Origin of the sequence: Haemophilus sp. C1, from assembly GCF_001276515.1 — a bacterium.
Classification (GTDB): domain Bacteria; phylum Pseudomonadota; class Gammaproteobacteria; order Enterobacterales; family Pasteurellaceae; genus Haemophilus.
Window position 1 is genome coordinate 16,208 of sequence record NZ_LDVZ01000019.1, and the last position, 23,865, is coordinate 40,072.

The window sequence follows — 23,865 nt, forward strand, 5'->3', positions numbered from 1 at the left end:
TGGTTATGCGACGGAATACGCCAAATCAAATTTATTTTTTTCTGCAAAGCTTGATTGGTAATGTGTTTCAATATTGACTTCGTGCTTTTGACGTTTATCAATCGCTATTTTTATCTCTTCGCTTAAGTCAGGCGAGAATACAAAAATTTGATTACCATCCAATTGTTTCACATCATCTTGCCAATTTTGCCAAAATAGACCTTGATAAAAAGCCTCTAAATCACCATTCAATGCCCAAGCTAAAAATTCTGTATAAGTAAAATTTAAATTATGCCAAGTGAGATCTTTTGGTGAAAAGTAATAAATTTTGCCAAGGTTATCGCCTAACGAACCACCATTTAATGCAAAGTAACCGCCTATCACATCATCTGCAACCAATAAATATTTTGGTTTTTCACCAGACTGACTAAAAGACTTACTAAAATTCCAATCCATCAATCCACGCGGTAATTTAAAACTTCCTGAACCTAAAATACGCAACCAACCATAATGAATTAAAATTCCACCTGTTTCATAAATCACAGCCCCCATTGGTGATGATGTTGGCATTTGCATGGTAAAAAGTTCACGTTCTGCACTTGATTGATCTTTTTTAATGACATAACAATGATTACGTGCACTTTCAATCCATTGGGAAAGTATAGGCCAAGCAGAATTTTCTGGAGATATTAGTTGTTCGAGAGTTTGCATAATATCAAGGGATATTGAGATATAGATCTATTACAGTTCAAAAAGACGTTCTTCTACACGTTCAATTTCTTCAGAAAGTTTACGGGTAAAACGTAATTTATCACACAGTTGAGATGCTTTCGTCCATTGTTGGGATGTCAGACTCTCAGAAAGTGCGGTCAATAATAACTGAGTTTCTTGTTTAATTTCTTTTGCAAAAGCATTTAATGCTTCTTCATCTTTCTGATCTTCAAGTTCTTCTAGTTGTTCTCGCCACTGTAACTGTTGCATTAAAAACGCCACATCTTGCGTACTTTTTTGTTCAAGATCGATCTGTTCACCCGTATTAAGAGCAATGATAGCTTCTGCTCGTAAAATTGGGTCTTTTAACGTTTTTAAGGCATCATTCACTTCGGTGGATTTTTGCATCGCAACGCGTTGTTCTAACGCACTACTTGATACAAAATTATCAGGATGTAGAGCCTTTTGTAATTCTAAATAACGTGTATTTAGCGCCTTCTCATCTAACTGAAAATCAACAGGTAAATCAAAAATTTGAAAAGGATTTAACATCAGATTATTACCTTAAACATGGAAACTTTCACCACAGCCACAAGATTCTTTTACATTTGGATTATTGTATTTAAAGCCTTCATTCAAGCCTTCTTTCACATAATCCAACTCAATACCATTGAGATAAACTAAGCTTTTGGGATCGACAATAATATTCACACCGTGCTGTTCAAAAACTTGGTCTTCTTCATTCAAGACATCAACAAATTCAAGCACATAAGCTAATCCAGAACAGCCTGATGTTTTCACTCCCAAACGTAAACCAATACCTTTGCCACGATTATCCAAAAAAGCTTTCACTCGTTGAGCGGCTTTTTCTGTTAATGTAATACTCATATATCCCCCAAAACCACTAAAAGTGCGGTCAAAACCGACCGCACTTTTTCATATTATTCGCCTTTTTTGGATTTATAATCAGCAATTGCAGCTTTAATTGCATCTTCCGCTAAAATGGAACAGTGTACTTTCACTGGTGGCAATTCTAACTCTTCTGCAATTTGACTATTTTTGATCGCGCCTGCTTCTTCTAAAGATTTACCTTTTACCCACTCGGTAATTAATGAGCTAGATGCAATAGCAGAACCACAACCATAAGTCTTGAATTTTGCATCTTCAATAATGCCGTTATCATTTACTTTAATTTGTAACTGCATTACATCACCACAAGCTGGCGCACCCACCATGCCAGTACCAACATTGCTATCTTTTTTATCCATAGAACCCACATTGCGCGGATTTTCATAATGATCGATTACTTTTTCGCTATAAGCCATTTTAACTTTCCTTTTTTAAATCCTTGAGAAACGCCATTTAATAATAGCAGTTAAATCCTAGTGAGCTGACCACTCAATTGTACTAAGGTCGATACCTTCTTTAAACATATCCCATAATGGCGATAATGCACGAAGTTTTTCCACCGCACTTTTCACTAAATTAATGGTGTAATCAATTTCTTCTTCAGTGGTGTAACGACCCAATGTAAAACGAATTGAGCTATGTGCCAATTCATCATTTAAACCAAGTGCGCGTAACACATAAGACGGCTCTAAGCTAGCCGATGTACAAGCAGAACCAGAAGATACAGCAATATCACGCAACGCCATCATTAAAGATTCACCTTCAACATAGTTAAAGCTAATATTTAAATTACTATCTAAACGGTGCTCCATTGAGCCATTTACGTAGGTTTCTTCAATATCTTTTAAGCCATTATATAAACGATCACGAAGAGCTTTTAAACGTGACATTTCTGATGCCATTTCTTCTTTTGCAATTCGATAAGCTTCGCCCATTCCCACGATTTGGTGAACAGGTAATGTACCTGAACGCATTCCACGCTCATGACCACCGCCATGAATAATCGCTTCTAAACGAATACGCGGTTTACGACGAACGTATAACGCACCAATACCTTTAGGCCCATAAAGTTTATGACTAGACATAGATAATAAATCAACTGGCAACTCTTCCAAGTTAATCGCAACTTTGCCCACACTTTGAGTTGCATCCACGTGGAAAATCGTTTTATTTGCACGACAAAGCTCACCAATAGCTTTAATATCTTGTAACACACCAATTTCATTATTAGCATGCATAATTGAAACTAAAATCGTATCGGGGCGAAGTGCGGCTTTAAATTTTTCTAAATCAATTAAACCATCAGACTCGGGTGATAAATAAGTCACTTCAAAACCTTCGCGCTCTAATTGACGACAAGTATCTAAGACGGCTTTATGCTCAGTTTTGCAAGTGATGATATGTTTACCTTTAGTTTGGTAAAAATGCGCAGCGCCTTTAATTGCAAGGTTATCTGATTCTGTCGCACCAGAAGTAAACACAATTTCACGAGAATCGGCACCAATAAGATCCGCAATTTGATTACGAGCCACGTCAACCGCTTCTTCTGCTTGCCAACCAAATTTATGCGAGCGAGAAGCTGGGTTACCGAATGTACCGTCAATGGTTAAAAATTCCATCATTTTCTTCGCGACACGCTCGTCCACAGGACAAGTTGCTGCATAATCTAAATAAATAGGTAATTTCATTTTTCACTCCTAAATCATTCTAAATTTGACCGCACTTTTAATGCATTTTGCACTGTACGGACTACTTTCCTTTATTGATTAACAATTAATAAATTCTCAAAATCACTATGAGTTTGGCGTTTTGACTCACGTTTACTCACCAATTCAGCCAAAGTAATTTCATTGAGAAAACTTTCAATGCGATTACTCAGATCTTCCCACAATGTATGAGTTAAACATTCTACGCCATTTTGGCAATTTCCACGACCAAGACATTTTGTCACATGAATATTTTCATTTACCGCAGAAATAATCATTCCCACTGAAATTTGGTCACTTGGTAAACCTAGCTGATAACCTCCACCAGGTCCACGAACACTTTTTACTAATCCATCACGGCGTAATTTAGCAAAAAGTTGTTCTAAATAAGATAACGAAATATGTTGACGTTCAGAAATATCTGCAAGGCTCACAGGACCTTTTTCTGCATTTAAAGCGATATCTAAAACCGCAGTGACTGCATAACGACCTTTCGATGTAAGTTTCATAAAGTGTTCCTAAAAAGTGATGTTGCAATATTTACATATCCTACCAAATCAGTCAATTAATCTAAATCAAGATCAATCCGTTTTTCGACCGCACTTAGCATACCATTTAAAATATTTAATTCATTTTTTTCAAGTTGAGCACGATAATATAAACGCTTTAATTTTTGCATAACACCTTGATTTTGAATGAATCCGAGTGACTGATATACACGCTCAGTATGCTCGAAAAAATAAGCGAGTTGTTCTGCAGTTGGATAGCTTTGTTCTATTAAAGAAAGTGAATTTTCCTTCTTATCTTGAGCTAAAAATGCCATGCGCAATTCATAGCTAACCAACTGTACCGCCATTGCCAAATTTAAAGAAGAATAATCAGGATTAGCTGGGATATTCAAATGGTAATGACATTTCAACAATTCTTCATTCGTTAATCCAATACGCTCACGTCCAAACACAATAGCTATCTTGCCTTCATGCGCTACAACTTTCTCCGCGCATTCTCGAGGCTCGATCAATGTACTTTGTAAATGACGCAAACGAGCACTTGTTCCAATCACCAAAGAGCAATCATCCACGGCTTCATCAAAACTATCGACAACTCTAGCATTTTTTACAATATCTTCTGCGCTAGCTGAAAGAGTATAAGATTGTTCATCAACAGATTTTGGTGAAACAAGACAAAGCTGGGTCAATCCCATTGTTTTCATTGCTCTAGCCGCAGAACCAATATTACCGCTATGTGAAGTCTCAATTAAAACAATACGAATATTTTCCAACATAATGATGCCCGACTAAAATTTAAGGGTATTCTACCACAATAACCGCTAAAAATAGTCAAGAATTTAAGCAAATTAAAGAAATTTAAAATATTAGAGATGAATAATAAAAATAAGAATGGTGGGTTGTGAGAGGCTCGAACTCTCGACCAACGGATTAAGAGTCCGCTGCTCTACCAACTGAGCTAACAACCCAACTGGACAACTAAATCAGAGAGTGGTGGGCCGTGAAGGATTCGAACCTTCGACCAACGGATTAAAAGTCCGCTGCTCTACCGACTGAGCTAACGACCCACTGTGTTGATGAATTAATGATAGCGCATTTATTTTAGAATCAAAAGAATAAATTCATTCTTTCAAGCTAATTGGTTAAATTACAAACGATGAAAACAAAACAGGATCCAATAAAAATGGATCCTGTTTTTCAAATATTAGAAATACTAAGAATTAGTACGCTAACACTGCACGACGGTTTTTAGAATATGCAGCTTCATCGTGACCTAATACTGCAGGTTTTTCTTCACCGTAAGATACTGTGCCTAATTTACCAGCATCAACACCTTTACCAGCTAAATAACCTTTAACTGCATCTGCACGACGTTGACCTAACGCGATGTTGTATTCTGGTGTACCGCGTTCGTCAGTGTTACCTTCTACTAATACTTTAGCAGCTGGAGTTGCATTTAAATATGCTGCGTGTGCATCTAAGATTTGAACGTATTCACCTTCGATGTTGTATTTGTCAAAACCGAAATATACGGTGTTGTAACGTTGTTGAAGATCAGAAACAGAGTAACCGCCAAAAGTTTGGCCTGCACCATTGCCTGCAGCATCGTTGTTAGATGAACTACAAGCAGCTAATGCAGCTACAGAACCTGCAACTAATAATGATTTAACAAATTTGTTCATTAGATTTCTCCTCAATGAGTTTTCTTTATTTAGTTAAGTATGGCGACCAAGCAGGAAATTTCACTTGGCCATTACTTCCTGGAAGGCTCGCTTTGAAGCGACCATCTGCAGAAACTAATTGTAGCACCTTTCCTAAGCCTTGTGTAGAGCTATAAATAATCATAATTCCATTTGGTGAAAGACTTGGACTTTCGCCTAAGAAAGACGTACTAAGTACTTCTGATGCACCAGATGTGAGATCTTGTTTAACAACATTATTGTTTCCATTAATCATCACAAGGGTTTTGCCATCAGCGCTAATTTGTGCACTACCGCGACCACCAACCGGTGTTGCACCACCACCGTTTGCACTCATACGATAAACTTGTGGTGAACCACTTCTATCGGATGTAAATAAAATTGAGCTACCGTCCGGAGACCAAGATGGTTCTGTATTATTACCTGCACCACGAGTTAATTGAGTCAGAGCACCGCCGTGAGAACTCATCACATAAATATTTAATGAGCCATCCTGTGAAGAGGCGAAGGCTAAACGTGAACCATCTGGAGAGAATGCAGGAGCACCATTATGTCCAGGGAAAGAAGCCACCACTTTGCGAGCACCAGAATTTAAATCTTGTACAACAAGTTGTGATTTTTTATTTTCAAAAGATACATACGCTAAACGTTGACCATCTGGAGACCAAGCTGGTGACATAATTGGTTGAGAGCTACGATTTACGATAAATTGATTATAGCCATCGTAGTCTGCAACACGAACTTCATAGGGCTGTGAACCACCATTTTTTTGCACGACATAAGCGATACGAGTTCTAAACGCACCACGAATCGCAGTTAACTTTTCAAAAACCTCATCACTAACAGTATGAGCACCATAGCGTAACCATTTATTTGTCACTGTATAGCTATTTTGCATTAATACAGCCCCTGGCGTACCTGATGCACCAACGGTATCAATTAATTGATAAGTAATACTATAACCATTACCAGATGGAACAACTTGTCCGACCACAATTGCGTCAATGCCAATATTAGACCAAGCTTCAGGATTTACTTCAGCTGCTGAAGTTGGACGTTGGGGCATCTGAGACACCGCAATAGGATTAAATTTACCACTGTTACGTAAATCATCAGCAACAATTTTGCTAATATCTTCCGGTGCAGATCCCGCAAACGGCACAACAGCTATAGGGCGCGCACCATCAACCCCTTCATCAATAACAATGCGTACTTCATCTCCAGCGAATACATTATGAGTAATAGCAAGTATAATCGCGAGTACGCTCACTAAATGTTTTAATAATTTCATTTTGTTACCTTTAAAATTTAACAATAAATTTTTATAAAGAATTATCGAATATCAAAGTCAATAATTGGCGATTTATATTTTTCATAAATTTCATCTGATGGCGCAGCTGGAACTTTTTTCGTTCTAGCCACCGCACTTAATGCCGCAGAACAAATATCATCAGGACCTGAAATTTTTTGATAGCCCAAGATTACGCCATCTCGACCTAATTGAATTTTAATACGACAAACCTTTCCTGCAAAACTTGGATCTTTTAAGAAACGACGTTGAATCTCTTTCTTGATTACACCTGCGTATTGATCTCCAATCTTACCACCATCGCCAGAGCCAAGTGCAGCACCGCTACCTTGAGTTCCACCTTTATTTGTGCTTCCCCCTTTAGATGCACTGCCGCCACCAACATCCCCGCCGTTAAAGAAATCATCTAGGCTTGCTTGATCTGCTTTACGTTTCGCTTCCGCAGCAGCTTTAGCTTTTGCCTCAGCAGCGGCTTTCGCTTTAGCTTCTGCATCAGCTTTTGCTTTAGCCTCAGCTGCTGCTTTCGCTTTTGCCTCCGCTTCAGCCTTTGCTTTAGCTTCAGCAGCGGCTTTTGCCTTAGCTTCTGCTTCTACTTTCGCCTTAGCTTCCGCCTCTTGTTTTGCTTTTTGAGCAGCAATTTCTGCTGCTTTCGCTTTAGCCTCTTCTTCGGCTTGTTTTGCCGCAGCAGCTAAACGTTTAGCCTCTGCATCTGCTTTTAATTTTGCAGCTTCAGCAGCTTGCTTGGCCTTAGCCTCTTCAGCTTGCTTCTGTTTTTCCAACGCTTCTTGACGAGCTTGCTCTTGCTGCTTTTTTATTTCTTGCTGACGTTGCTGTTCTTGCTGACGTTTTAACTCTTCTTGTCGTTGAACTTCTTGTTGATGCTTAATCTCTTCTTGATTAGGCTCAGGTGGTTTTTCTTCCACAACAGGTTCTGGGCGTTTTTGTTTATCCGCTTGCCCTTTTTTTTGTTGTTGAATACGCCCCCATTCCTGAGCAGCCGTACCCGTATCAACCATCACTGCACCCATTGCATCTCCTTCACCTTCTCCACCACCCATAATTTCAACGGTGTGATAAAGTGAACTTAAAATCAATAAGCCAAACAAGATAAAGTGCAAAAGGATAGAAATAGCAAAAGCATTGATTCCTTTCTTTTGTCGATTATTTTGCACGTGTTACCTACTTAGCTAAATGGGATTTGTCATTAAACCTACAGATTTAATGCCTGCAAGATGAAGTAAATTCAATGCCTTAATCACTTCTTCATAAGGCACTTCTTTAGCTCCACCTACTAAAAATAGCGTATTATTATCTTTATCAAATTCCTGTCTAGATAATTGAGTAACCATTTCTTCTGTTAAACCTTCTTGACGTTCTCCGCCAATAGAAATCGCATATTTCCCAATACCTGCAACTTCAAGAATTACAGGCACTTTATCTTCATTAGAAACCTCTTGGCTTTGCACAGAATCAGGCAATTCAACTTGAACGCTTTGACTAATAATAGGAGCGGTTGCCATAAAAATTAACACTAAAACTAAAAGCACATCTAAAAAAGGCACAATATTAATTTCAGATTTAATTGCTTTACGCTGACGACGAGCCATATATTCCTCTAAAATTTTAACTTATTTTTACCGCACTTTTTCTTCAAAGTGCGGTCAATTTTCCCTATTTTTAGTGAGGGGCTTTACCAAAGGCTTGACGGTGTAAAATCGTCGTGAATTCATCAATAAAGTTACCGTAATCTTGTTCAATCGCGTTCACTCGTAAGCTTAAACGGTTATAAGCCATTACTGCAGGAATTGCGGCAAATAAACCAATTGCAGTGGCAATCAACGCTTCGGCGATACCTGGTGCTACCATCTGTAATGTTGCTTGTTTCGCACCACTTAATGCCATAAAAGCGTGCATAATTCCCCAAACAGTACCAAATAAACCAATATAAGGGCTAACAGATGCCACTGTGGCTAAAAATGGAACTCGACTTTCCAAGCTTTCAATCTCACGGTTCATCGCAAGATTCATCGCGCGCGTTGTGCCTTTAATAATCGCTTCAGGTGCATCTGGATTTACTTGTTTTAAACGTGAAAATTCTTTAAATCCCACGCAAAAAATTTGTTCGCTTCCCGTTAATCCATCGCGACGATTAGATAGCCCTTCATAAAGTTTATTTAAATCTTCTCCTGACCAGAAACGATCTTCAAAAGTATGCGCTTCTTTTAAGGCATTCGTTAAAATACGGCTACGTTGAATGATAATTGCCCAAGATATGATTGAGAAAGAAATCAAAATCACAATTACCAGTTGCACAACAATACTTGCTTTTAGAAAAAGATCTAAAAAATTCAATTCTGCAGTCATTGCATACTCCGAAAAGTTATTTTAAGTGATTAAATGCAGCTTTAACTTCTTTGGGAAGCGCCACAGGTTTCATCTTGCCTAGATCAACACAGGCTACTTTAACAGTAGCCTTTGATAACATCACGGTGTTGCGCATAAGTCTCTGTTCAAAAAGGATTGTAGCCCCTTTTACTTCTGAAACTTCTGTTTCCACCATAAGTAAATCATCCAATTTTGCTGCCACGCAATAATCAATGGCGAGCGTTTTGACAACAAATACGAGTTGTTGTTCCTCTAGTAAGGTTTGTTGCGTAAAATTTAATGTACGCAAATATTCTGTTCTTGCTCGTTCAAAAAAATGCAAATAGCGAGCGTGATACACCACGCCACCTGCATCAGTATCTTCATAATACACGCGCACAGGCAAGGAAAAGGTATTTTTTAACATCACTAAACCTTATCACAGATAATAAGTCGGCTATTTTAGAACCTGTTTTTTAGATAAGCAATATGTCAAAGAAAAAAATCATCCTTGTAAATAAAAATGCTCAATAGCACTAATCAATATGATGATATAAGCGATACAAGGTAAGAAAATTAGTTTCCAAATTCCACTTTTAATTTCAAACCCTATTCCATGAATCCAAACCGTTATTAATCCCCAAAAGATCATCAAAATCCACCAAGGAGAATCATTTCGTAACAACGTTGAAAAATTATCAACATTAAAGAAAAATACGGCTGTTAGTCCTAGTGCTAAAATAAATGAAAGGGTTCGAAACGAACCCTTATTAATTAATTGATAGAGTGAATGAATCATATTACTCGTCAAATTTTCCTGCTTTTTCTTTGCCAATGGTTAATTTTGCACTGGCAAATATAGCTAATAACACACCCACTACCCAAATTACATATAACATATTAATCTCCTTAGTATAATGAGTGTTTATTTTCATCAATGAAATTCGCATCTAAGCGACCAAACATCTTCGAATAAGACCAAATGGTATAAACCAAAGAAATAGCCACAAAGATAAGTGCAAAAATCAACATTAACGTTAATGTTAATTCACTTGAAGTTGCATCCCACATTAACAAACTCTGTTCAGGGTGTGAGCTTGAAGGCATCACAAATGGGAACATAGATACTGCAGCAGTAATAATTACACCAGCCATTGTTAATGCAGAGAAAAAGAATGCAAAACCACAACGATTAGCTTTAGAAAATGCCGCATTTAATAATGCAGCTACTACTGCTAATGCAGGGAAAATCCAAAGAATTGGCATTTCATTGAAATTTCTAAACCACGCACCAGTTTCAACAGTAACTTCTTTATTCATTGGGGAAGATGGAGCGTAATGATCCACTACACTCGTTACTACATAACCCTCTTTAAAGTATAACCATGCTCCAGCTAATACAAATGCAATTAAAGTCACAATAGCGCCTATTTGGCTTACTGAGCGAGCGCGATCACGCAATTCTTCGGTTGTTTTCATTTGTAACCAGTTAGCACCGTGAGTTACAAGCATTGATAAGCTAATAACACCACACAATAATGCAAATGGATTTAATAATTCAAAGAATGAACCGGTATAAGTTACTTGAGTCAACTCGTTGAAATGGAATGGAACACCTTGTAATAAATTACCAAAAGCCACACCAAATACTAATGATGGTACAAAACCACCTGCGAATAGTCCCCAATCCCAAACAGAACGCCAAGTCGGGTTATCAATTTTTGCACGATATTCAAAACCCAATGGGCGTAAGAATAACGCAGCTAAAACCAATACTAAAGCGATGTAGAAACCTGAGAATGAAACTGCATATACAATTGGCCATGCCGCAAATACTGCGCCGCCCGCAGTTAACAACCAAACTTGGTTACCATCCCAATGTGGGGCAATAGAGTTGATCATAATACGGCGTTCCACTTCTTTTTTGCCTGTTACAGGTAAAAGTGCGGTCACTCCCATATCGAATCCGTCGGTAACAGAAAAACCGATCAACAATACAATAACTAACACCCACCAAATAAAACGTAGAAATTCATAATCAATCATAATTCATCTCCTGCTTATTTAGATGATTGTTCAAAGTAGTATTTGCCGGTTTTTAACGCACTTGGACCCAAACGTGCATATTTAAACATCAAATACATCTCAACAATAATGAACGCAAGATAAAGCGCACAAATTAAACCAATAGAGAACCATAAATCGCCAGTACTCAACTGAGACGCTGATACCCCAACAGGTAAAACTTCATAGATTGCCCAAGGTTGACGACCAGACTCAGCTAAGAACCAACCAAATTCAATTGCTAAGATTGGCAATGGGATACTCCAAAGCAATGCTTTAAGCAATAAGCGAGAAGAAGTGACTTTGTTACGTAAATTTTGAACAAATGCGCCGAAGGTCAGTAAAATAATTAAACCACCGGCTGCTAACATCCCACGGAATGCCCAGAAGTTAGGACCTACGTTTGGAATAGTATCGCGAGCAGCTTGTTTAATTTGTTCATCTGTTGCATCTACAACTTTATCTGTGTAACGTTTTAATAATAAACCAAAACCTAAATCACCTTTTACTTCATCAAATTTTGCTTTAGTTTCTGGATTTACGTGGCCTGCTGATTTTTTCTCTGCTTTTAATTGCGTGAATAAATCGTAAGCTACCATACCGTTACGAACACGACCTTCATTTTTCGCTTGAATATCTTTCAAACCAACAATTTCAGTATCTAAAGAACGCGTTGCAATTAAACCACCCAAATATGGGATCTCAATCGCAAAATCATTTTTCATTTCTGCAGTATTTGGAATTGCAACTGGATGAAATGGCGCTGGCGCAGGATGAGTTTCAAACTCGGCTTCCATTGCAGCCAATTTCACTGGTTGTGCTTTACCAATGTCGTAACCTGATTCATCCCCCATAATTAACACCGCTGATGCCGCGATAAAACCAAAGGTTGCAGCAACAGAGAATGAACGTTTGGCAAAACCAATATCACGACCTTTTAATAAATAGAATGCACTAATACCTAATACAAACATTGCACCAGTCGAATAACCTGCTGTTAACGTGTGCAAGAATTTACTTTGGGCAACTGGATTTAGCCAAAGGTCTAAGAAGCTCGTCATTTCCATACGTACTGTCTCAAAATTAAATTCTGAGCCAGCTGGAGACTGCATCCAACCATTAGCAACTAAAATCCACATTGCAGATAAGTTTGAACCGAAAGCTACACAATATGTAGCAAGCAAGTGTTTACCTTTAGTTAAACGATCCCACCCAAAGAAGAACAATCCCACGAAAGTTGATTCTAAGAAAAAGGCAAGTAACGCTTCAATCGCTAATGGCGCACCAAAAATATCACCTACATAATGAGAATAATAAGACCAGTTAGTACCGAATTGAAATTCCATAATGATACCTGTGGTCACCCCAAGGGCGAAGTTAATACCAAATAACTTACCCCAGAATCTTGTCATATCTTTATAAACTTCTTTGCCTGTCGCCACATAAATGGTTTCCATAATCACAAGGACGAATGACAAACCTAATGTCAGCGGCACGAAAATGAAGTGATACAACGCAGTTAAAGCAAACTGCAAGCGAGAAAGGTCAACAACGTCCAACATTCTCAACTCCTCTGTATAAACAACATTAGTTCCAATGATGATTAAAAAGGCAAAGCCTTAAATAATCCCTAATCACTCAACTCCAATCAGCTAAGTTTAAATTGGTTTATCTACATAATCATTCTCAAATAGTTAAAAACACTAATTATTATAGAGATAAGCCAAATTGGCGGGTATTCTACTACTAAATACAAGGATAAAAAACAGTAAAAACGATATCTAGATCACATTTTTGACATAAGACATAAAATACCTATTATTTATTAAAGATAATTTAATTGATATAAATCAATTTTGCTATTTTTTGTACAAAAATATATATTACACGTGATCCTTATCACAATTTACAACAATAAATGACTTCAAAGGCTAGACATACTAAGTATATTTTGCTATTTTCCCGCCTAGTTTAATTTTTAGATTTTATAATAAAGAGAAACAAGGACTTAAAATGAAAAAAACATTCCTTATTTTAACCGCACTTTTCTCTACTGTATCAACCTCTACTTTTGCATCAAATATCCTGCCACAACAATGTGAACAACTATTTAAAGAAACAGAGAATTTGATTGCGCAAGCAGAAAAACAACCTGGCACACATACACAGGTAGGAAAAATTAAAAATAAGTTAAACCAAAGTAAACAACAGATTCTTCAAATGGAATTAGCGACTCAGTTAAAAAGTTGTGAAGTGGGTTTAGCAAAATTAAGTAATTTGAAAAGTTATAGTGAGTAATTAAAAAAGCCTTATTGAATACAATAAGGCTTTTTTAGTGATTAAATTTATCTAGTCTGATAATTTCTGCAGACCGAAATGGCGATAAGTTTGCGATGTTGCAATACGTCCACGTGGCGTTCTTTGTAGAAACCCCTGTTGAATCAAATAAGGTTCCAAAACATCTTCAATGGTATCGCGTTCTTCACCAATTGCAGCAGCAAGATTATCCAACCCCACCGGCCCGCCATCAAAGCGTTCAATAACTGCAGACAATAATTTTCTATCTAAATAATCAAATCCGGCATCATCTACATCCAGCATAGAGAGCGCTTGTTTTGCAATTTCGACGGAAATAATACCGCCATTGCGAACATCCGCATAATCACGCACGCGGCGTAATAAACGGTTAGCAATACGCGGTGTACCACGTGAACGGCGCGCCACTTCAAAAGCAGCTTCTTTTTCTAATTCAAGATTTAAACAGCCCGCACTTCTTGCAACGATAGATGTTAAATCTTCTACAGAATAAAATTCTAGGCGTTGCACAATACCAAAACGATCACGTAATGGCGAAGTCAAAGAACCCGCTCTAGTGGTCGCACCAACCAAAGTAAAAGGAGGTAAATCTAATTTAATGGAACGGGCAGCAGGCCCCTCACCAATCATAATATCCAATTGATAATCTTCCATTGCAGGATAAAGGACTTCTTCAATAGCAGGGGAAAGTCGATGAATTTCATCAATAAATAACACATCATGCGGTTCAAGATTTGTCAGCATTGCTGCCAAATCACCAGCTTTTTCAAGCACAGGACCTGATGTGGAGCGAATATTCACGCCCATTTCATTTGCCACAATATTAGCAAGTGTTGTTTTTCCCAAGCCAGGAGGGCCAAAAATCAATAAATGATCTAAGGCATCTTGACGGAGTTTGGCTGCCTTGATGAAAATATCCATTTGCTCGCGCACTTGCGGCTGCCCAACATAATCCGCTAATAATTTAGGACGAATAGCGCGGTCGATAACATCTTCATCAATCTTAGCTTGCCCGCTAATAATTCTATCTGCTTCAATCATATCTCACCTACAGTGCGGCTTTTAGAGCTTCGCGAATAACTTGTTCACTGGTTAATTCTGGCTTAGCAACACGTTTTACCATTTTTTCTGCTTCTGCAGGTTTATAACCTAAAGCAATCAAGGCCGAAATAGCTTCATCAGATGAACTTTCTGAGTGGGATTCAATGGATGGAATTGACGGAATATGAGTACTTTCTACAAAGAAATCGCTTTGTTTTACGCCTTTAAATTTACCTTTGAGCTCAACCAACAAACGTTCCGCTGTTTTTTTACCCACACCAGGAATTTTGGTGAGTTTAGAAAGCTCTTCTCTCTCTATCGCATAAGCAAATTGTTCGACCGACATGGCGGATAAAATCGCTAAGGCTAATTTAGGCCCCACCCCATTTGTTTTAATTAATTCACGAAATAAAGTGCGATCTGTTTTCTGGGCAAATCCAAAGAGTAAGTGAGCATCTTCACGAACAACAAGATGGGTGAATAAAGTAGTTTCTTGACCAATTTCTGGTAAATCATAGAAACTCGTCATAGGCAAAAGCAATTCATAGCCTACGCCTTGCACATTAAGTAAAATTTCTGGAGGTTGTTTTTCTAAAAGAATGCCTTGTAAGCGACCGATCATAATTCTTCCGAGTGATAAAAAACTTAACGCATAGAATAAAATAAAACTGGACGAACATCCAGTTAAATTTTTAATCTAAAGCGTCCTCGGCTATATCTGGTCTTTAAAAGAGCGGTCATTTTTTCTTGCGTTTCTGTCATTTTCACAGAATTGGCAATATGTAAAGAATGTTGAATAGAATGCGCATGTGTAATCGCGATAGCCAACGCATCCGCGGCATCGGCTTGAGGTTTGTCTGACAGCTTCAAAATACGAGTCACCATTTCTTGCACTTGTACTTTATCTGCAGAACCAATGCCCACCACAGTTTGTTTTACTAAACGTGCGGCATATTCAAAAACAGGTAAATCATGATTTACCGCTGCAACAATCGCCGTTCCGCGAGCCTGCCCGAGTTTCAAAGCTGAATCTGCATTCTTCGACATAAACACTTGCTCAATCGCAAACATATCAGGTTGAAATTGCGTGATAATTTCAGTTACTCCAGCATAAATGCGTTTCAAACGGGTTGGTAAATCTTCAACTTGAGTACGAATTGCGCCACTGCCAAGATATTCTAAATGTCTTCCTGTTTGACGAATCACACCGTAACCAGTTACGCGAGAGCCTGGGTCAATACCTAAAATAATGCTCATAATTTCTATAAAAAATGGGTAATTAAATTACCCATTTATTGCATTATTAAAGTTGAGATGCCACTTCGTCACTGATTTCACCGTTGTGATATACGTTTTGTACGTCATCACAATCTTCCAACATATCAATTAAACGAAGTAATTTTGGTGCAGTTTCAATATCAAGATCAACCGTTGTTGATGGAATCATCGTTACTTCAGCTTCTTGTACTTTAAAGCCCGCTGCTTCAATGCCATCACGCACTGAACCTAAATCTTCCCAAGCAGTATAGATTTCAAATGAACCATCATCTTGTGGTTGAATATCATCAGCACCCGCTTCGATAGCCGCTTCAGTTAATGCATCTTCATCTGCTTGTTCAATTAAAATTAAACCTTTTTTGCTAAATAAATAACCAACAGAACCTTCTGTTCCCAAGTTACCACCACATTTAGTAAAACTTGGGCGCACTTGTGAGATCGTACGGTTTGCATTATCACTTAAACATTCCACCATAACCGCTGTACCGCCTGGGCCATAACCTTCATAGATTTTGGTTTCCATATTGGTGTCATCGCCACCGCCTACACCACGATCAATAGCGCGGTTAATAGTATCGCGTGTCATGTTATTGCTAAGCGCTTTATCTACTGCTGCACGTAAACGCGGGTTAGCACTCACATCGCCACCACCAATTTTAGCTGCGGTAACAAGTTCACGAATTAATTTAGTAAAAATTTTACCGCGTTGTGCATCTTGTGCTGCTTTGCGGTGTTTAATATTAGCCCACTTACTATGGCCTGCCATGTTGTTTTCCTTCTATTTAACTTTAAGAATATATTTTCTAATTGCTTCCGCATTATTGGAAGATTTTGTCATTTGGATTGCTTTTTCAGGGGAAACCCATTGGTATGCCAAATGCTCACTTAATACTGGTTCGAATTCTTGCTCCATTGCCAATAAAAACCAATGTTCACGGCAATGCGTCACATTCGGTGCGTATTTATATCGGAAATGTGGAAAAATTTCAAATTCTATGCTCTCTTTGCAATCAAAAAGTGCTGTGGAATTTTCCGAAATTTCTAACCGCACTTCTTCCCATAGCTCACGAATTGCTGTGTTTTTTGGTGTTTCACCACTTTCAATGGTGCCAGTAACAGACTGCCAAAAATCAGGATCATCTTGGCGTTGGAGCATTAAAACTCGGTTTGTATCTTTTGCGTAAATTACAACGAGAACAGATTGATTATTTTTGAACTTCATCACTTTTTGAAGTATTAAAATATTCATTTACTGCAGGTTGGTATAACAAAATAATAGAAACAATAAATAAAATTATTGGTGCAACCGTTCCAATTAGTGCTGGTGGATATCCATTTGCATTATAAGCAGAATAACCTATGGCAAATATTTCAAAAAAGATATAAAGAATCCGCCCACTGTTCTTACCTTTAAGCATTAATAAAGCTGGAATAGCCGAAACTATAACACCTATGTTCATCATGATTAAAGACTCTAATTCTAGATTCGTAAAACCTAAAAAATAATTCAATAAAATATTCGTTAAGATAATAAAAAGATTGATCAAAAAATAATAACTAACTACTGTAACAACAGCTGGTCTTTTCATTCCGTTTTCTCCACAAAAATGCGGCCAAATCTGACCGCACTTCATTCCTAATATTTCAAACTTATTCTGCTTTAACAACAGAAATTGCCAACTCTTCCAATGCTTGCGGATTCGCAAAACTAGGTGCTTCTGTCATCAAGCATGCTGCCGCTGTAGTTTTAGGGAAAGCAATCACATCGCGGATATTTTCCGTTCCAGTTAAAAGCATGGTTAAACGGTCTAAACCAAATGCCAAACCTGCGTGTGGCGGTGTACCGAATTTTAATGCATCTAATAAGAAGCCGAATTTTTCACGTTGTTGTTCTTCATCAATGCCAAGAATGCGGAATACGGTTTGCTGCATTTTCGGATCGAAAATACGGACAGAACCACCGCCGACTTCGTAGCCATTGATAACCATATCGTAAGCATTCGCTACGGCATCAGTTGGATTCGCTTCTAATTGTTCTGGGGTAAAATCTTTTGGTGAAGTGAATGGGTGATGCATTGCTGCAAGATTACCCTCTTCATCACGTTCAAACATTGGGAAATCGATCACCCAAAGCGGTTGCCATTCGTCTAAACGAGTTAAGCCAAGATCACGGCCTAATTTCAAACGCAATGCGCCCATTGCATCAGTAGTGGTTTGCCATTTGTCTGCGCCAAAGAATAAAATATCGCCAGTTTGTGCTTTCACACGTTCAGCTAAGATTTTCCATACATCTTCATTTAAGAATTTCGCAATCGGGCTTTGTACGCCTTCAAGACCCGCATTGATATCGTTTACTTTCGCCCAAGCTAAACCTTTCGCACCGTAAATACCAACAAATTGTGTGTATTCATCAATTTGTTTACGGGTGATTTCTGTACCATTTGGAACTCGAATTACTGCAACACGGCCATTTGGATTGTTTGCTGGCTCATTAAATACTTTAAAATCAACGTCTTTTACGATATCAGCGACATCCACCATTTCTAATGGGTTACGTAAATCTGGCTTATCTGAACCGAAACGACGCATCGCTTCTTGCCAAGTCATCACTGGGAATTTACCTAAATCCACACCAATGGTATCAAGCCATAAGCCGTGAACCATACGCTCCATAATTTCGCGAACTTCTGGCGCAGTTAAGAAAGAGGTTTCCACATCGATTTGAGTAAACTCAGGCTGACGGTCTGCTCGCAAATCTTCATCACGGAAACATTTCACAATTTGATAATAACGATCAAAACCAGACATCATTAGAAGCTGTTTGAAAAGCTGTGGTGATTGTGGCAATGCATAAAATTTGCCTTTATGCACACGGCTTGGCACTAAATAGTCACGTGCACCTTCTGGCGTTGCTTTGGTAAGCATTGGGGTTTCAATATCAAGGAAACCATTATCATCCATGAAACGACGTACAAAACTAGTGATTTTCGCGCGGGTTTTCAAACGTTGCGCCATTTCGGGACGACGTAAATCTAAATAACGGTATTTTAAACGTTGTTCTTCGGTGTTATTTTGGTTGAAGTCTAATGGTAAAACATCAGAAGCATTGTAAACACGCAATTCTTTCGCTAACACTTCCACTTCGCCAGTTGACATGTTTTTATTGATTTGGTTTTCAGGACGCGCAATCACTTCACCTTTAATTTGGATACAGAATTCGTTACGTAAACCCGCAGCCGCTGTCAATGCATCTTGATATTTCGGATCAAAACAAACTTGCACAATGCCATCACGATCGCGCATATCAATAAAAATCAAGCCACCTAAATCACGACTGCGATGAACCCAACCGCTTAATGTTACGTCTTGTCCGATATTGTTACGGTTTAATGCTCCGCAATAATGTGTACGCATCATATTCAATTCCTTAACTCTCTATAAAAATGGAAAAATACTGCAGAATTATACGGAAAAAGGCGCGTCTTTTAAATCTTAAACGGAAATTTATTTGACCCCTTGAAAACTTTCCTTAAAATGACCGCACTTTTTAAATATTTTCTAATCCGTAGGGTGTGAAAAGTTGAAAAAACACACATACCCGACACAATGTAAACCATGAAAGATACTATTTTTTCCGCTCCTATTGAAAAACTCGGCGATTTTACCTTCGATGAAAACGTTGCTGAAGTCTTTCCAGATATGATTCAACGCTCCGTACCTGGCTATTCCAACATTATCACTGCAATCGGTATGCTGGCAGAACGTTTCGTCACCGCTGATAGTAATGTTTATGATCTTGGTTGCTCACGAGGGGCCGCCACACTTTCTGCACGTCGAAATATTCATCAACCAAACGTAAAAATTATTGGTATCGATAATTCTCAACCTATGGTTGAACGTTGTCGCCAACATATTGCGGCATATCATAGTGAGGTACCTGTAGAAATTCTTTGTGACGATATTCGTCACGTTGAGATTAAAAATGCCTCAATGGTCATTCTCAACTTCACCTTGCAATTTTTACCGCCTGAAGATCGCATCGCATTGCTTACCAAAATCTATGAAGGTTTAAACCCAAATGGAGTGCTCGTGTTATCAGAAAAATTCCGTTTTGAAGATACTAAAATTGATCATTTACTCATTGACTTGCACCATCAATTCAAACGTGCCAATGGTTATAGCGAACTTGAAGTGAGCCAGAAACGCACCGCACTTGAAAATGTGATGCGTACAGATTCTATCGAGACACACAAAGTGCGGTTAAAAAACATAGGATTTTCACAAGTAGAACTTTGGTTCCAATGCTTTAATTTTGGCTCGATGATTGCAGTTAAATAATTCATAACAAATTTATTTAATTCAACTTTTTTATGGCATAATGCCCGCACTTTTATCAAAAAAGGATTAAACCAATGCGAATTTTACACACTATGTTACGCGTGGGCGATTTAGATCGTTCAATCAAATTTTATCAAGATGTTTTAGGTATGCGTTTATTACGCACCAGTGAAAATCCAGAATACAAATATACGCTGGCTTTTTTAGGTTACGAAGATGGCGAAAGTGCGGCAGAAATTGAATTAACATACAACTGGGGCGTAGATAAATATGAACACGGCACAGCATATGGACATATCGCTATCGGTGTAGATGATATTTATGCGACTTGTGAAGCCGTTCGCGCAAGCGGTGGTAACGTTACTCGCGAAGCAGGGCCAGTTAAAGGTGGCTCAACCGTCATTGCTTTTGTTGAAGATCCAGATGGTTATAAAATTGAATTTATTGAAAACAAAAGTACTAAATCTGGTTTAGGCAACTAAAGTGCGGTCAATTTTTATTATATTTTTAATAACGTAGGGATTCCTACGTTATTTTATTTTTAAGAGATAGATTATGTCCGATTCTCAAGAAATCCCTTATCACAACCAATTAAAAAATCGCTTTCGTGGCTATTTCCCCGTCATTATTGATGTTGAAACTGCAGGTTTTGATGCAAAAAAAGATGCTTTACTCGAACTAGCCGCAATCACATTAAAAATGGATGAAAACGGTTATTTGCATCCTGATCAAAAATGCCATTTTCATATCGAGCCTTTTGAAGGGGCAAATATTAATCCAGAGTCCTTGAAATTTAATGGCATTGATATTCACAATCCATTACGTGGCGCAGTGTCTGAATTCGATGCAATCACAGGGTTATTTCAAATGGTGCGCAGAGGACAAAAAGATGCAGATTGCCAACGTTCTATCATTGTGGCGCACAATGCTACTTTTGACCAAAGTTTTGTGATGGCTGCCGCTGAACGTACCGGCGTAAAGCGTAATCCCTTCCACCCTTTTGGAATGTTTGATACAGCAAGTTTAGCAGGTTTAATGTTTGGTCAGACTGTTCTCGTTAAAGCCTGTCTTGCTGCTAAAATCCCGTTTGATGGGAAGCAAGCTCACTCCGCCCTATACGACACAGAACGCACGGCGGAATTATTTTGCTATATGGTGAATCATTTAAAAGATCTCGGGGGATTCCCGCATATTGCTTCTGAACTGGAACAGGAAAAAACAACTGAAAAAGAGACCGCACTTTAAAAAAATAAAAAAGTGGTTGCAATCGTTTTCTTTTTCCAGTAGTTTAAAAAGCAATTCTTATTTGGAGATTTAAAAATGAACATTATCCGTCGTCACCATCATCACCATTCAACTGAATAATCTTTCAGGTTTTTGGTGTGCTTGGAAGATTTCTTCCGAGCTGACAGGATAATAAAAATCTTACCCCTCGGAAGGCGACTTTCGAGGGGTTTTGTTTTATTTATGATATAGGAGGCATTAATTTAGCGTTATTATTTATTCAACAAATACAAATTTTAAAGTAAAGTATTCATCATTTAATTTACAAGGAAAAACACAATGTTATCAAACCCTGTTGTTATCTCAATCATCGTTTTGCTGTCACTTAGTTTGCTACGCATCAACGTTATTATCGCACTGGTGATTGCTGCGCTTACCGCAGGATTTATCGGTGATTTAGGTTTAACTAAAACCATCGAAACCTTTACAGGTGGCTTAGGTGGAGGTGCTGAAGTCGCGATGAACTACGCAATGCTTGGTGCCTTCGCGATTGCTATTTCTAAATCAGGCATTACCGATTTAATTGCTTATAAAATCATCACAAAAATGAATAAAACACCAACTGCTGGCAATTTAACTTGGTTTAAATATTTCATTTTTGCGGTGTTGGTATTATTCGCCATTTCTTCACAGAACCTACTTCCCGTACACATTGCTTTTATTCCAATCGTTGTACCACCACTACTTTCAATCTTTAACCGTTTAAAAATTGATCGACGTGCAGTAGCTTGCGTGCTTACATTTGGTTTAACTGCTACCTATATGTTATTACCAGTAGGCTTTGGAAAAATCTTTATTGAAAGTGTTTTAGTTAAAAACATTAATCAAGCTGGCGCAACCTTAGGTTTACAAACAAATGTAGTACAAGTTTCTTTAGCAATGTTGTTACCTGTTATTGGAATGATTTTAGGCTTACTCACAGCCGTATTTATTACCTATCGTAAACCACGTGAATACAATATCAATGTTGAAGAACCAACAACCAAAGATATTGAAGCTCACATTGCTAATATTAAACCAAAACAAATTGCTGCAAGTTTAATCGCAATTGTCGCGACCTTCGCGACACAATTAGTCACAAGTTCAACTATCATTGGTGGTTTAATTGGCTTAATTATTTTCTCACTATGTGGCATTTTCAAACTAAAAGAAAGCAACGATATTTTTCAACAAGGCTTGCGCTTAATGGCAATGATTGGCTTTGTAATGATTGCTGCTTCAGGTTTTGCAAATGTGATTAATGCCACCACTGGCGTAACAGATTTAGTACAAAGTTTAAGTTCTGGAGCTGTGCAAAGTAAAGGTATTGCTGCATTATTAATGCTTGTCGTTGGTTTATTAATTACAATGGGTATTGGCTCGTCATTCTCTACTGTACCGATTATTACATCAATTTACGTACCGCTCTGTTTATCTTTTGGTTTTTCTCCATTAGCGACAATTTCTATTGTAGGTGTAGCGGCGGCTTTAGGAGATGCAGGCTCCCCCGCATCAGACTCAACATTAGGCCCAACATCTGGTTTGAATATGGATGGCAAACACGATCACATTTGGGATTCTGTTGTACCTACCTTTATTCACTATAATATTCCATTATTAGTATTCGGCTGGATTGCAGCAATGTACCTTTAACGATTATAATCCCCCACTTGGGGGATTTTTTATGACTGTTCAACAACTTATCCAGATATTAGATCAAAAAGTTCAGCAACTTTATCAAGCTCATTTATCCAAACAAGAAGAAAAAATCTTCGCCAAGTTTGACCGCACTTTGTTCAGTGAAAATGGACAGAATGTATCCTTTTATCTAAAGGAAATTAATCAAACGCTAGATAGAATAAAGACATTAGAATCTAACGATCTTGATCACTATAATTTTCTGGCAGAGCGTTTACTCGCTCAATGTTCCGTTCTTTCGGAAGCTTTAGCTCGCAAGAATACTCACCTAACAGCCCCCCAAACAACTACGAAACAAACCATTCAAAAATCTCAACATAGCATTCATAAATTACCACCAAGAGAGCGGTTGGAAAAATACTATGAAGCATTAGAACGCTTGAATAAACTTTATCAGCAACATGAAGATTTGGCACTGGCAGAAAAAAATAATGATGAAAAAATACGTTATGTTCAACTTGCTGAAGGTTATAAAAAACGTCAACAGAAATGCCAAGATGCAATCGATCTTTTAGAAGAATATTTGGTATTTAAAGAAGAATTAGAAAACCGTGAAAATACGGAAAATAGATGATGAGAAATAAAAAACTAATTCTCTTGAATTAGTTAACTTTAAAAAGTTGATGGCGGAGGAATAGGGATTCGAACCCTAGGAGGGCGTAAACCCTCGCCGGTTTTCA

The 23,865-nt window shown here is 38.0% G+C and carries 29 protein-coding genes, 2 tRNA genes and 1 other annotated feature; of the genes, 6 read left to right on the top strand and 25 right to left on the bottom strand.

The window, feature by feature from the left end; translation table 11 throughout:
* Positions 1-3: 3 nt before the first annotated feature.
* The 18 genes from ABW51_RS07495 to ABW51_RS07580 form a co-directional block, all read right to left on the bottom strand.
* Positions 4-690 (bottom strand): DUF2625 domain-containing protein, encoded by a 687-nt coding sequence (locus tag ABW51_RS07495; RefSeq protein ID WP_053466233.1) that lies wholly within the window; start codon positions 688-690, stop codon positions 4-6.
* Between the two features lie 30 nt (positions 691-720).
* A complete protein-coding gene (hscB, locus tag ABW51_RS07500) occupies positions 721-1,242 on the bottom strand; it encodes a Fe-S protein assembly co-chaperone HscB (RefSeq protein ID WP_053466234.1) in 522 nt (173 codons plus the stop codon).
* Between the two features lie 12 nt (positions 1,243-1,254).
* On the bottom strand, positions 1,255-1,578 hold the full coding sequence (gene iscA, locus ABW51_RS07505) for an iron-sulfur cluster assembly protein IscA (protein ID WP_005626961.1): 324 nt from the start codon (positions 1,576-1,578) through the stop codon (positions 1,255-1,257).
* A gap of 53 nt (positions 1,579-1,631) precedes the next feature.
* Positions 1,632-2,015, bottom strand: coding sequence for a Fe-S cluster assembly scaffold IscU (gene iscU / locus ABW51_RS07510; RefSeq protein ID WP_005626962.1), 384 nt, complete (start codon positions 2,013-2,015; stop codon positions 1,632-1,634).
* A gap of 57 nt (positions 2,016-2,072) precedes the next feature.
* Positions 2,073-3,287 (bottom strand): IscS subfamily cysteine desulfurase, encoded by a 1,215-nt coding sequence (locus tag ABW51_RS07515; RefSeq protein ID WP_053466235.1) that lies wholly within the window; start codon positions 3,285-3,287, stop codon positions 2,073-2,075.
* 71 nt (positions 3,288-3,358) lie between these two features.
* Complete coding sequence (gene iscR / locus ABW51_RS07520) at positions 3,359-3,814, bottom strand: Fe-S cluster assembly transcriptional regulator IscR (RefSeq protein WP_005630093.1); 456 nt, start codon at positions 3,812-3,814, stop codon at positions 3,359-3,361.
* Between the two features lie 56 nt (positions 3,815-3,870).
* Positions 3,871-4,590, bottom strand: a complete 720-nt coding sequence (gene trmJ, locus ABW51_RS07525) for a tRNA (cytosine(32)/uridine(32)-2'-O)-methyltransferase TrmJ (protein ID WP_053466236.1) — start codon at positions 4,588-4,590, stop codon at positions 3,871-3,873.
* A gap of 116 nt (positions 4,591-4,706) precedes the next feature.
* Positions 4,707-4,782, bottom strand: a tRNA-Lys gene (locus ABW51_RS07530).
* A 23-nt stretch (positions 4,783-4,805) separates the two neighbouring features.
* A tRNA-Lys gene (locus ABW51_RS07535) sits at positions 4,806-4,881 on the bottom strand.
* A 153-nt stretch (positions 4,882-5,034) separates the two neighbouring features.
* Positions 5,035-5,496, bottom strand: coding sequence for a peptidoglycan-associated lipoprotein Pal (gene pal / locus ABW51_RS07540; RefSeq protein WP_005626966.1), 462 nt, complete (start codon positions 5,494-5,496; stop codon positions 5,035-5,037).
* A 25-nt stretch (positions 5,497-5,521) separates the two neighbouring features.
* Complete coding sequence (gene tolB, locus ABW51_RS07545; protein WP_053466237.1) at positions 5,522-6,805, bottom strand: Tol-Pal system beta propeller repeat protein TolB; 1,284 nt, start codon at positions 6,803-6,805, stop codon at positions 5,522-5,524.
* Between the two features lie 41 nt (positions 6,806-6,846).
* Entirely contained in the window at positions 6,847-7,995 is a 1,149-nt protein-coding gene (gene tolA, locus ABW51_RS07550; RefSeq protein WP_053466238.1) for a cell envelope integrity protein TolA, read from the bottom strand.
* 15 nt (positions 7,996-8,010) lie between these two features.
* Complete coding sequence (gene tolR / locus ABW51_RS07555; protein ID WP_005649190.1) at positions 8,011-8,430, bottom strand: colicin uptake protein TolR; 420 nt, start codon at positions 8,428-8,430, stop codon at positions 8,011-8,013.
* Between the two features lie 70 nt (positions 8,431-8,500).
* The gene (tolQ, locus tag ABW51_RS07560) at positions 8,501-9,187 is read right to left on the bottom strand and encodes a protein TolQ (RefSeq protein ID WP_053466239.1); all 687 of its coding nucleotides are present in this window, start codon (positions 9,185-9,187) and stop codon (positions 8,501-8,503) included.
* Between the two features lie 16 nt (positions 9,188-9,203).
* Positions 9,204-9,614, bottom strand: a complete 411-nt coding sequence (ybgC, locus tag ABW51_RS07565; RefSeq protein WP_053466240.1) for a tol-pal system-associated acyl-CoA thioesterase — start codon at positions 9,612-9,614, stop codon at positions 9,204-9,206.
* Positions 9,615-9,692: 78 nt separating this feature from the next.
* Positions 9,693-9,986 carry a cyd operon protein YbgE gene (ybgE, locus tag ABW51_RS07570; RefSeq protein WP_053466241.1) on the bottom strand — a complete coding sequence of 98 codons (294 nt, stop codon included), beginning with the start codon at positions 9,984-9,986 and terminating at the stop codon, positions 9,693-9,695.
* A 110-nt stretch (positions 9,987-10,096) separates the two neighbouring features.
* Entirely contained in the window at positions 10,097-11,233 is a 1,137-nt protein-coding gene (cydB, locus tag ABW51_RS07575; protein WP_053466242.1) for a cytochrome d ubiquinol oxidase subunit II, read from the bottom strand.
* A 14-nt stretch (positions 11,234-11,247) separates the two neighbouring features.
* Positions 11,248-12,813 carry a cytochrome ubiquinol oxidase subunit I gene (locus ABW51_RS07580; RefSeq protein WP_005634125.1) on the bottom strand — a complete coding sequence of 522 codons (1,566 nt, stop codon included), beginning with the start codon at positions 12,811-12,813 and terminating at the stop codon, positions 11,248-11,250.
* 451 nt (positions 12,814-13,264) lie between these two features.
* Between ABW51_RS07580 and ABW51_RS07585 the strand changes: the two genes are divergently transcribed.
* Positions 13,265-13,549, top strand: a complete 285-nt coding sequence (locus ABW51_RS07585; protein ID WP_005630076.1) for a DUF5339 domain-containing protein — start codon at positions 13,265-13,267, stop codon at positions 13,547-13,549.
* A 51-nt stretch (positions 13,550-13,600) separates the two neighbouring features.
* On the opposite strand, the gene ruvB is transcribed toward ABW51_RS07585, so the two are convergent.
* The 7 genes from ruvB to aspS form a co-directional block, all read right to left on the bottom strand.
* The gene (gene ruvB, locus ABW51_RS07590) at positions 13,601-14,608 is read right to left on the bottom strand and encodes a Holliday junction branch migration DNA helicase RuvB (RefSeq protein ID WP_053466243.1); all 1,008 of its coding nucleotides are present in this window, start codon (positions 14,606-14,608) and stop codon (positions 13,601-13,603) included.
* Positions 14,609-14,615: 7 nt separating this feature from the next.
* Positions 14,616-15,230: a Holliday junction branch migration protein RuvA gene (gene ruvA, locus ABW51_RS07595; RefSeq protein ID WP_005630073.1), complete on the bottom strand. Its 615-nt coding sequence runs from the start codon at positions 15,228-15,230 to the stop codon at positions 14,616-14,618.
* A gap of 62 nt (positions 15,231-15,292) precedes the next feature.
* On the bottom strand, positions 15,293-15,865 hold the full coding sequence (gene ruvC, locus ABW51_RS07600; protein ID WP_053466244.1) for a crossover junction endodeoxyribonuclease RuvC: 573 nt from the start codon (positions 15,863-15,865) through the stop codon (positions 15,293-15,295).
* 46 nt (positions 15,866-15,911) lie between these two features.
* Complete coding sequence (locus tag ABW51_RS07605; RefSeq protein ID WP_005637404.1) at positions 15,912-16,652, bottom strand: YebC/PmpR family DNA-binding transcriptional regulator; 741 nt, start codon at positions 16,650-16,652, stop codon at positions 15,912-15,914.
* A 12-nt stretch (positions 16,653-16,664) separates the two neighbouring features.
* Positions 16,665-17,108 (bottom strand): dihydroneopterin triphosphate diphosphatase, encoded by a 444-nt coding sequence (nudB, locus tag ABW51_RS07610; protein WP_053466245.1) that lies wholly within the window; start codon positions 17,106-17,108, stop codon positions 16,665-16,667.
* Positions 17,092-17,475 (bottom strand): hypothetical protein, encoded by a 384-nt coding sequence (locus ABW51_RS07615; RefSeq protein WP_053466246.1) that lies wholly within the window; start codon positions 17,473-17,475, stop codon positions 17,092-17,094. The genes nudB and ABW51_RS07615 overlap by 17 nt, the downstream gene beginning before the upstream one ends.
* A 61-nt stretch (positions 17,476-17,536) precedes the next feature.
* The gene (gene aspS, locus ABW51_RS07620; protein ID WP_053466247.1) at positions 17,537-19,303 is read right to left on the bottom strand and encodes an aspartate--tRNA ligase; all 1,767 of its coding nucleotides are present in this window, start codon (positions 19,301-19,303) and stop codon (positions 17,537-17,539) included.
* Positions 19,304-19,501: 198 nt separating this feature from the next.
* On the opposite strand from aspS, the gene cmoA reads away from it, so the two are divergent.
* From cmoA to priC, 5 genes are all read left to right on the top strand, one after another.
* On the top strand, positions 19,502-20,224 hold the full coding sequence (gene cmoA / locus ABW51_RS07625) for a carboxy-S-adenosyl-L-methionine synthase CmoA (RefSeq protein ID WP_053466248.1): 723 nt from the start codon (positions 19,502-19,504) through the stop codon (positions 20,222-20,224).
* A gap of 74 nt (positions 20,225-20,298) precedes the next feature.
* Complete coding sequence (gene gloA, locus ABW51_RS07630) at positions 20,299-20,706, top strand: lactoylglutathione lyase (protein ID WP_005628548.1); 408 nt, start codon at positions 20,299-20,301, stop codon at positions 20,704-20,706.
* Between the two features lie 73 nt (positions 20,707-20,779).
* The gene (gene rnt, locus ABW51_RS07635) at positions 20,780-21,469 is read left to right on the top strand and encodes a ribonuclease T (protein ID WP_053466249.1); all 690 of its coding nucleotides are present in this window, start codon (positions 20,780-20,782) and stop codon (positions 21,467-21,469) included.
* 95 nt (positions 21,470-21,564) lie between these two features.
* Positions 21,565-21,686: a sequence feature (His leader region), on the top strand.
* A gap of 101 nt (positions 21,687-21,787) precedes the next feature.
* On the top strand, positions 21,788-23,140 hold the full coding sequence (locus tag ABW51_RS07640) for a Na+/H+ antiporter family protein (protein ID WP_053466250.1): 1,353 nt from the start codon (positions 21,788-21,790) through the stop codon (positions 23,138-23,140).
* A 31-nt stretch (positions 23,141-23,171) separates the two neighbouring features.
* Entirely contained in the window at positions 23,172-23,759 is a 588-nt protein-coding gene (priC, locus tag ABW51_RS07645; RefSeq protein ID WP_053466251.1) for a primosomal replication protein PriC, read from the top strand.
* Positions 23,760-23,865 lie beyond the last annotated feature (106 nt).

What these genes read in the sequence shown, in the direction of transcription:
- tolQ (WP_053466239.1), bottom strand. Translation starts at nt 9,187, where the DNA reads ATGACTGCAGAATTGAATTTTTTAGATCTTTTTCTAAAAGCAAGTATT.
- tolB (WP_053466237.1), bottom strand. Translation starts at nt 6,805, where the DNA reads ATGAAATTATTAAAACATTTAGTGAGCGTACTCGCGATTATACTTGCT.
- ABW51_RS07640 (WP_053466250.1), top strand. Translation starts at nt 21,788, where the DNA reads ATGTTATCAAACCCTGTTGTTATCTCAATCATCGTTTTGCTGTCACTT.
- cydB (WP_053466242.1), bottom strand. Translation starts at nt 11,233, where the DNA reads ATGATTGATTATGAATTTCTACGTTTTATTTGGTGGGTGTTAGTTATT.
- tolR (WP_005649190.1), bottom strand. Translation starts at nt 8,430, where the DNA reads ATGGCTCGTCGTCAGCGTAAAGCAATTAAATCTGAAATTAATATTGTG.
- ABW51_RS07580 (WP_005634125.1), bottom strand. Translation starts at nt 12,813, where the DNA reads ATGTTGGACGTTGTTGACCTTTCTCGCTTGCAGTTTGCTTTAACTGCG.
- cmoA (WP_053466248.1), top strand. Translation starts at nt 19,502, where the DNA reads ATGAAAGATACTATTTTTTCCGCTCCTATTGAAAAACTCGGCGATTTT.
- ABW51_RS07515 (WP_053466235.1), bottom strand. Translation starts at nt 3,287, where the DNA reads ATGAAATTACCTATTTATTTAGATTATGCAGCAACTTGTCCTGTGGAC.
- ruvA (WP_005630073.1), bottom strand. Translation starts at nt 15,230, where the DNA reads ATGATCGGTCGCTTACAAGGCATTCTTTTAGAAAAACAACCTCCAGAA.
- aspS (WP_053466247.1), bottom strand. Translation starts at nt 19,303, where the DNA reads ATGATGCGTACACATTATTGCGGAGCATTAAACCGTAACAATATCGGA.
- ruvB (WP_053466243.1), bottom strand. Translation starts at nt 14,608, where the DNA reads ATGATTGAAGCAGATAGAATTATTAGCGGGCAAGCTAAGATTGATGAA.
- iscR (WP_005630093.1), bottom strand. Translation starts at nt 3,814, where the DNA reads ATGAAACTTACATCGAAAGGTCGTTATGCAGTCACTGCGGTTTTAGAT.
- ABW51_RS07615 (WP_053466246.1), bottom strand. Translation starts at nt 17,475, where the DNA reads ATGAAAAGACCAGCTGTTGTTACAGTAGTTAGTTATTATTTTTTGATC.
- priC (WP_053466251.1), top strand. Translation starts at nt 23,172, where the DNA reads ATGACTGTTCAACAACTTATCCAGATATTAGATCAAAAAGTTCAGCAA.
- ABW51_RS07585 (WP_005630076.1), top strand. Translation starts at nt 13,265, where the DNA reads ATGAAAAAAACATTCCTTATTTTAACCGCACTTTTCTCTACTGTATCA.
- pal (WP_005626966.1), bottom strand. Translation starts at nt 5,496, where the DNA reads ATGAACAAATTTGTTAAATCATTATTAGTTGCAGGTTCTGTAGCTGCA.
- ruvC (WP_053466244.1), bottom strand. Translation starts at nt 15,865, where the DNA reads ATGAGCATTATTTTAGGTATTGACCCAGGCTCTCGCGTAACTGGTTAC.
- iscU (WP_005626962.1), bottom strand. Translation starts at nt 2,015, where the DNA reads ATGGCTTATAGCGAAAAAGTAATCGATCATTATGAAAATCCGCGCAAT.
- rnt (WP_053466249.1), top strand. Translation starts at nt 20,780, where the DNA reads ATGTCCGATTCTCAAGAAATCCCTTATCACAACCAATTAAAAAATCGC.
- gloA (WP_005628548.1), top strand. Translation starts at nt 20,299, where the DNA reads ATGCGAATTTTACACACTATGTTACGCGTGGGCGATTTAGATCGTTCA.
- ybgE (WP_053466241.1), bottom strand. Translation starts at nt 9,986, where the DNA reads ATGATTCATTCACTCTATCAATTAATTAATAAGGGTTCGTTTCGAACC.
- ABW51_RS07495 (WP_053466233.1), bottom strand. Translation starts at nt 690, where the DNA reads ATGCAAACTCTCGAACAACTAATATCTCCAGAAAATTCTGCTTGGCCT.
- ybgC (WP_053466240.1), bottom strand. Translation starts at nt 9,614, where the DNA reads ATGTTAAAAAATACCTTTTCCTTGCCTGTGCGCGTGTATTATGAAGAT.
- nudB (WP_053466245.1), bottom strand. Translation starts at nt 17,108, where the DNA reads ATGAAGTTCAAAAATAATCAATCTGTTCTCGTTGTAATTTACGCAAAA.
- iscA (WP_005626961.1), bottom strand. Translation starts at nt 1,578, where the DNA reads ATGAGTATTACATTAACAGAAAAAGCCGCTCAACGAGTGAAAGCTTTT.
- hscB (WP_053466234.1), bottom strand. Translation starts at nt 1,242, where the DNA reads ATGTTAAATCCTTTTCAAATTTTTGATTTACCTGTTGATTTTCAGTTA.
- ABW51_RS07605 (WP_005637404.1), bottom strand. Translation starts at nt 16,652, where the DNA reads ATGGCAGGCCATAGTAAGTGGGCTAATATTAAACACCGCAAAGCAGCA.
- trmJ (WP_053466236.1), bottom strand. Translation starts at nt 4,590, where the DNA reads ATGTTGGAAAATATTCGTATTGTTTTAATTGAGACTTCACATAGCGGT.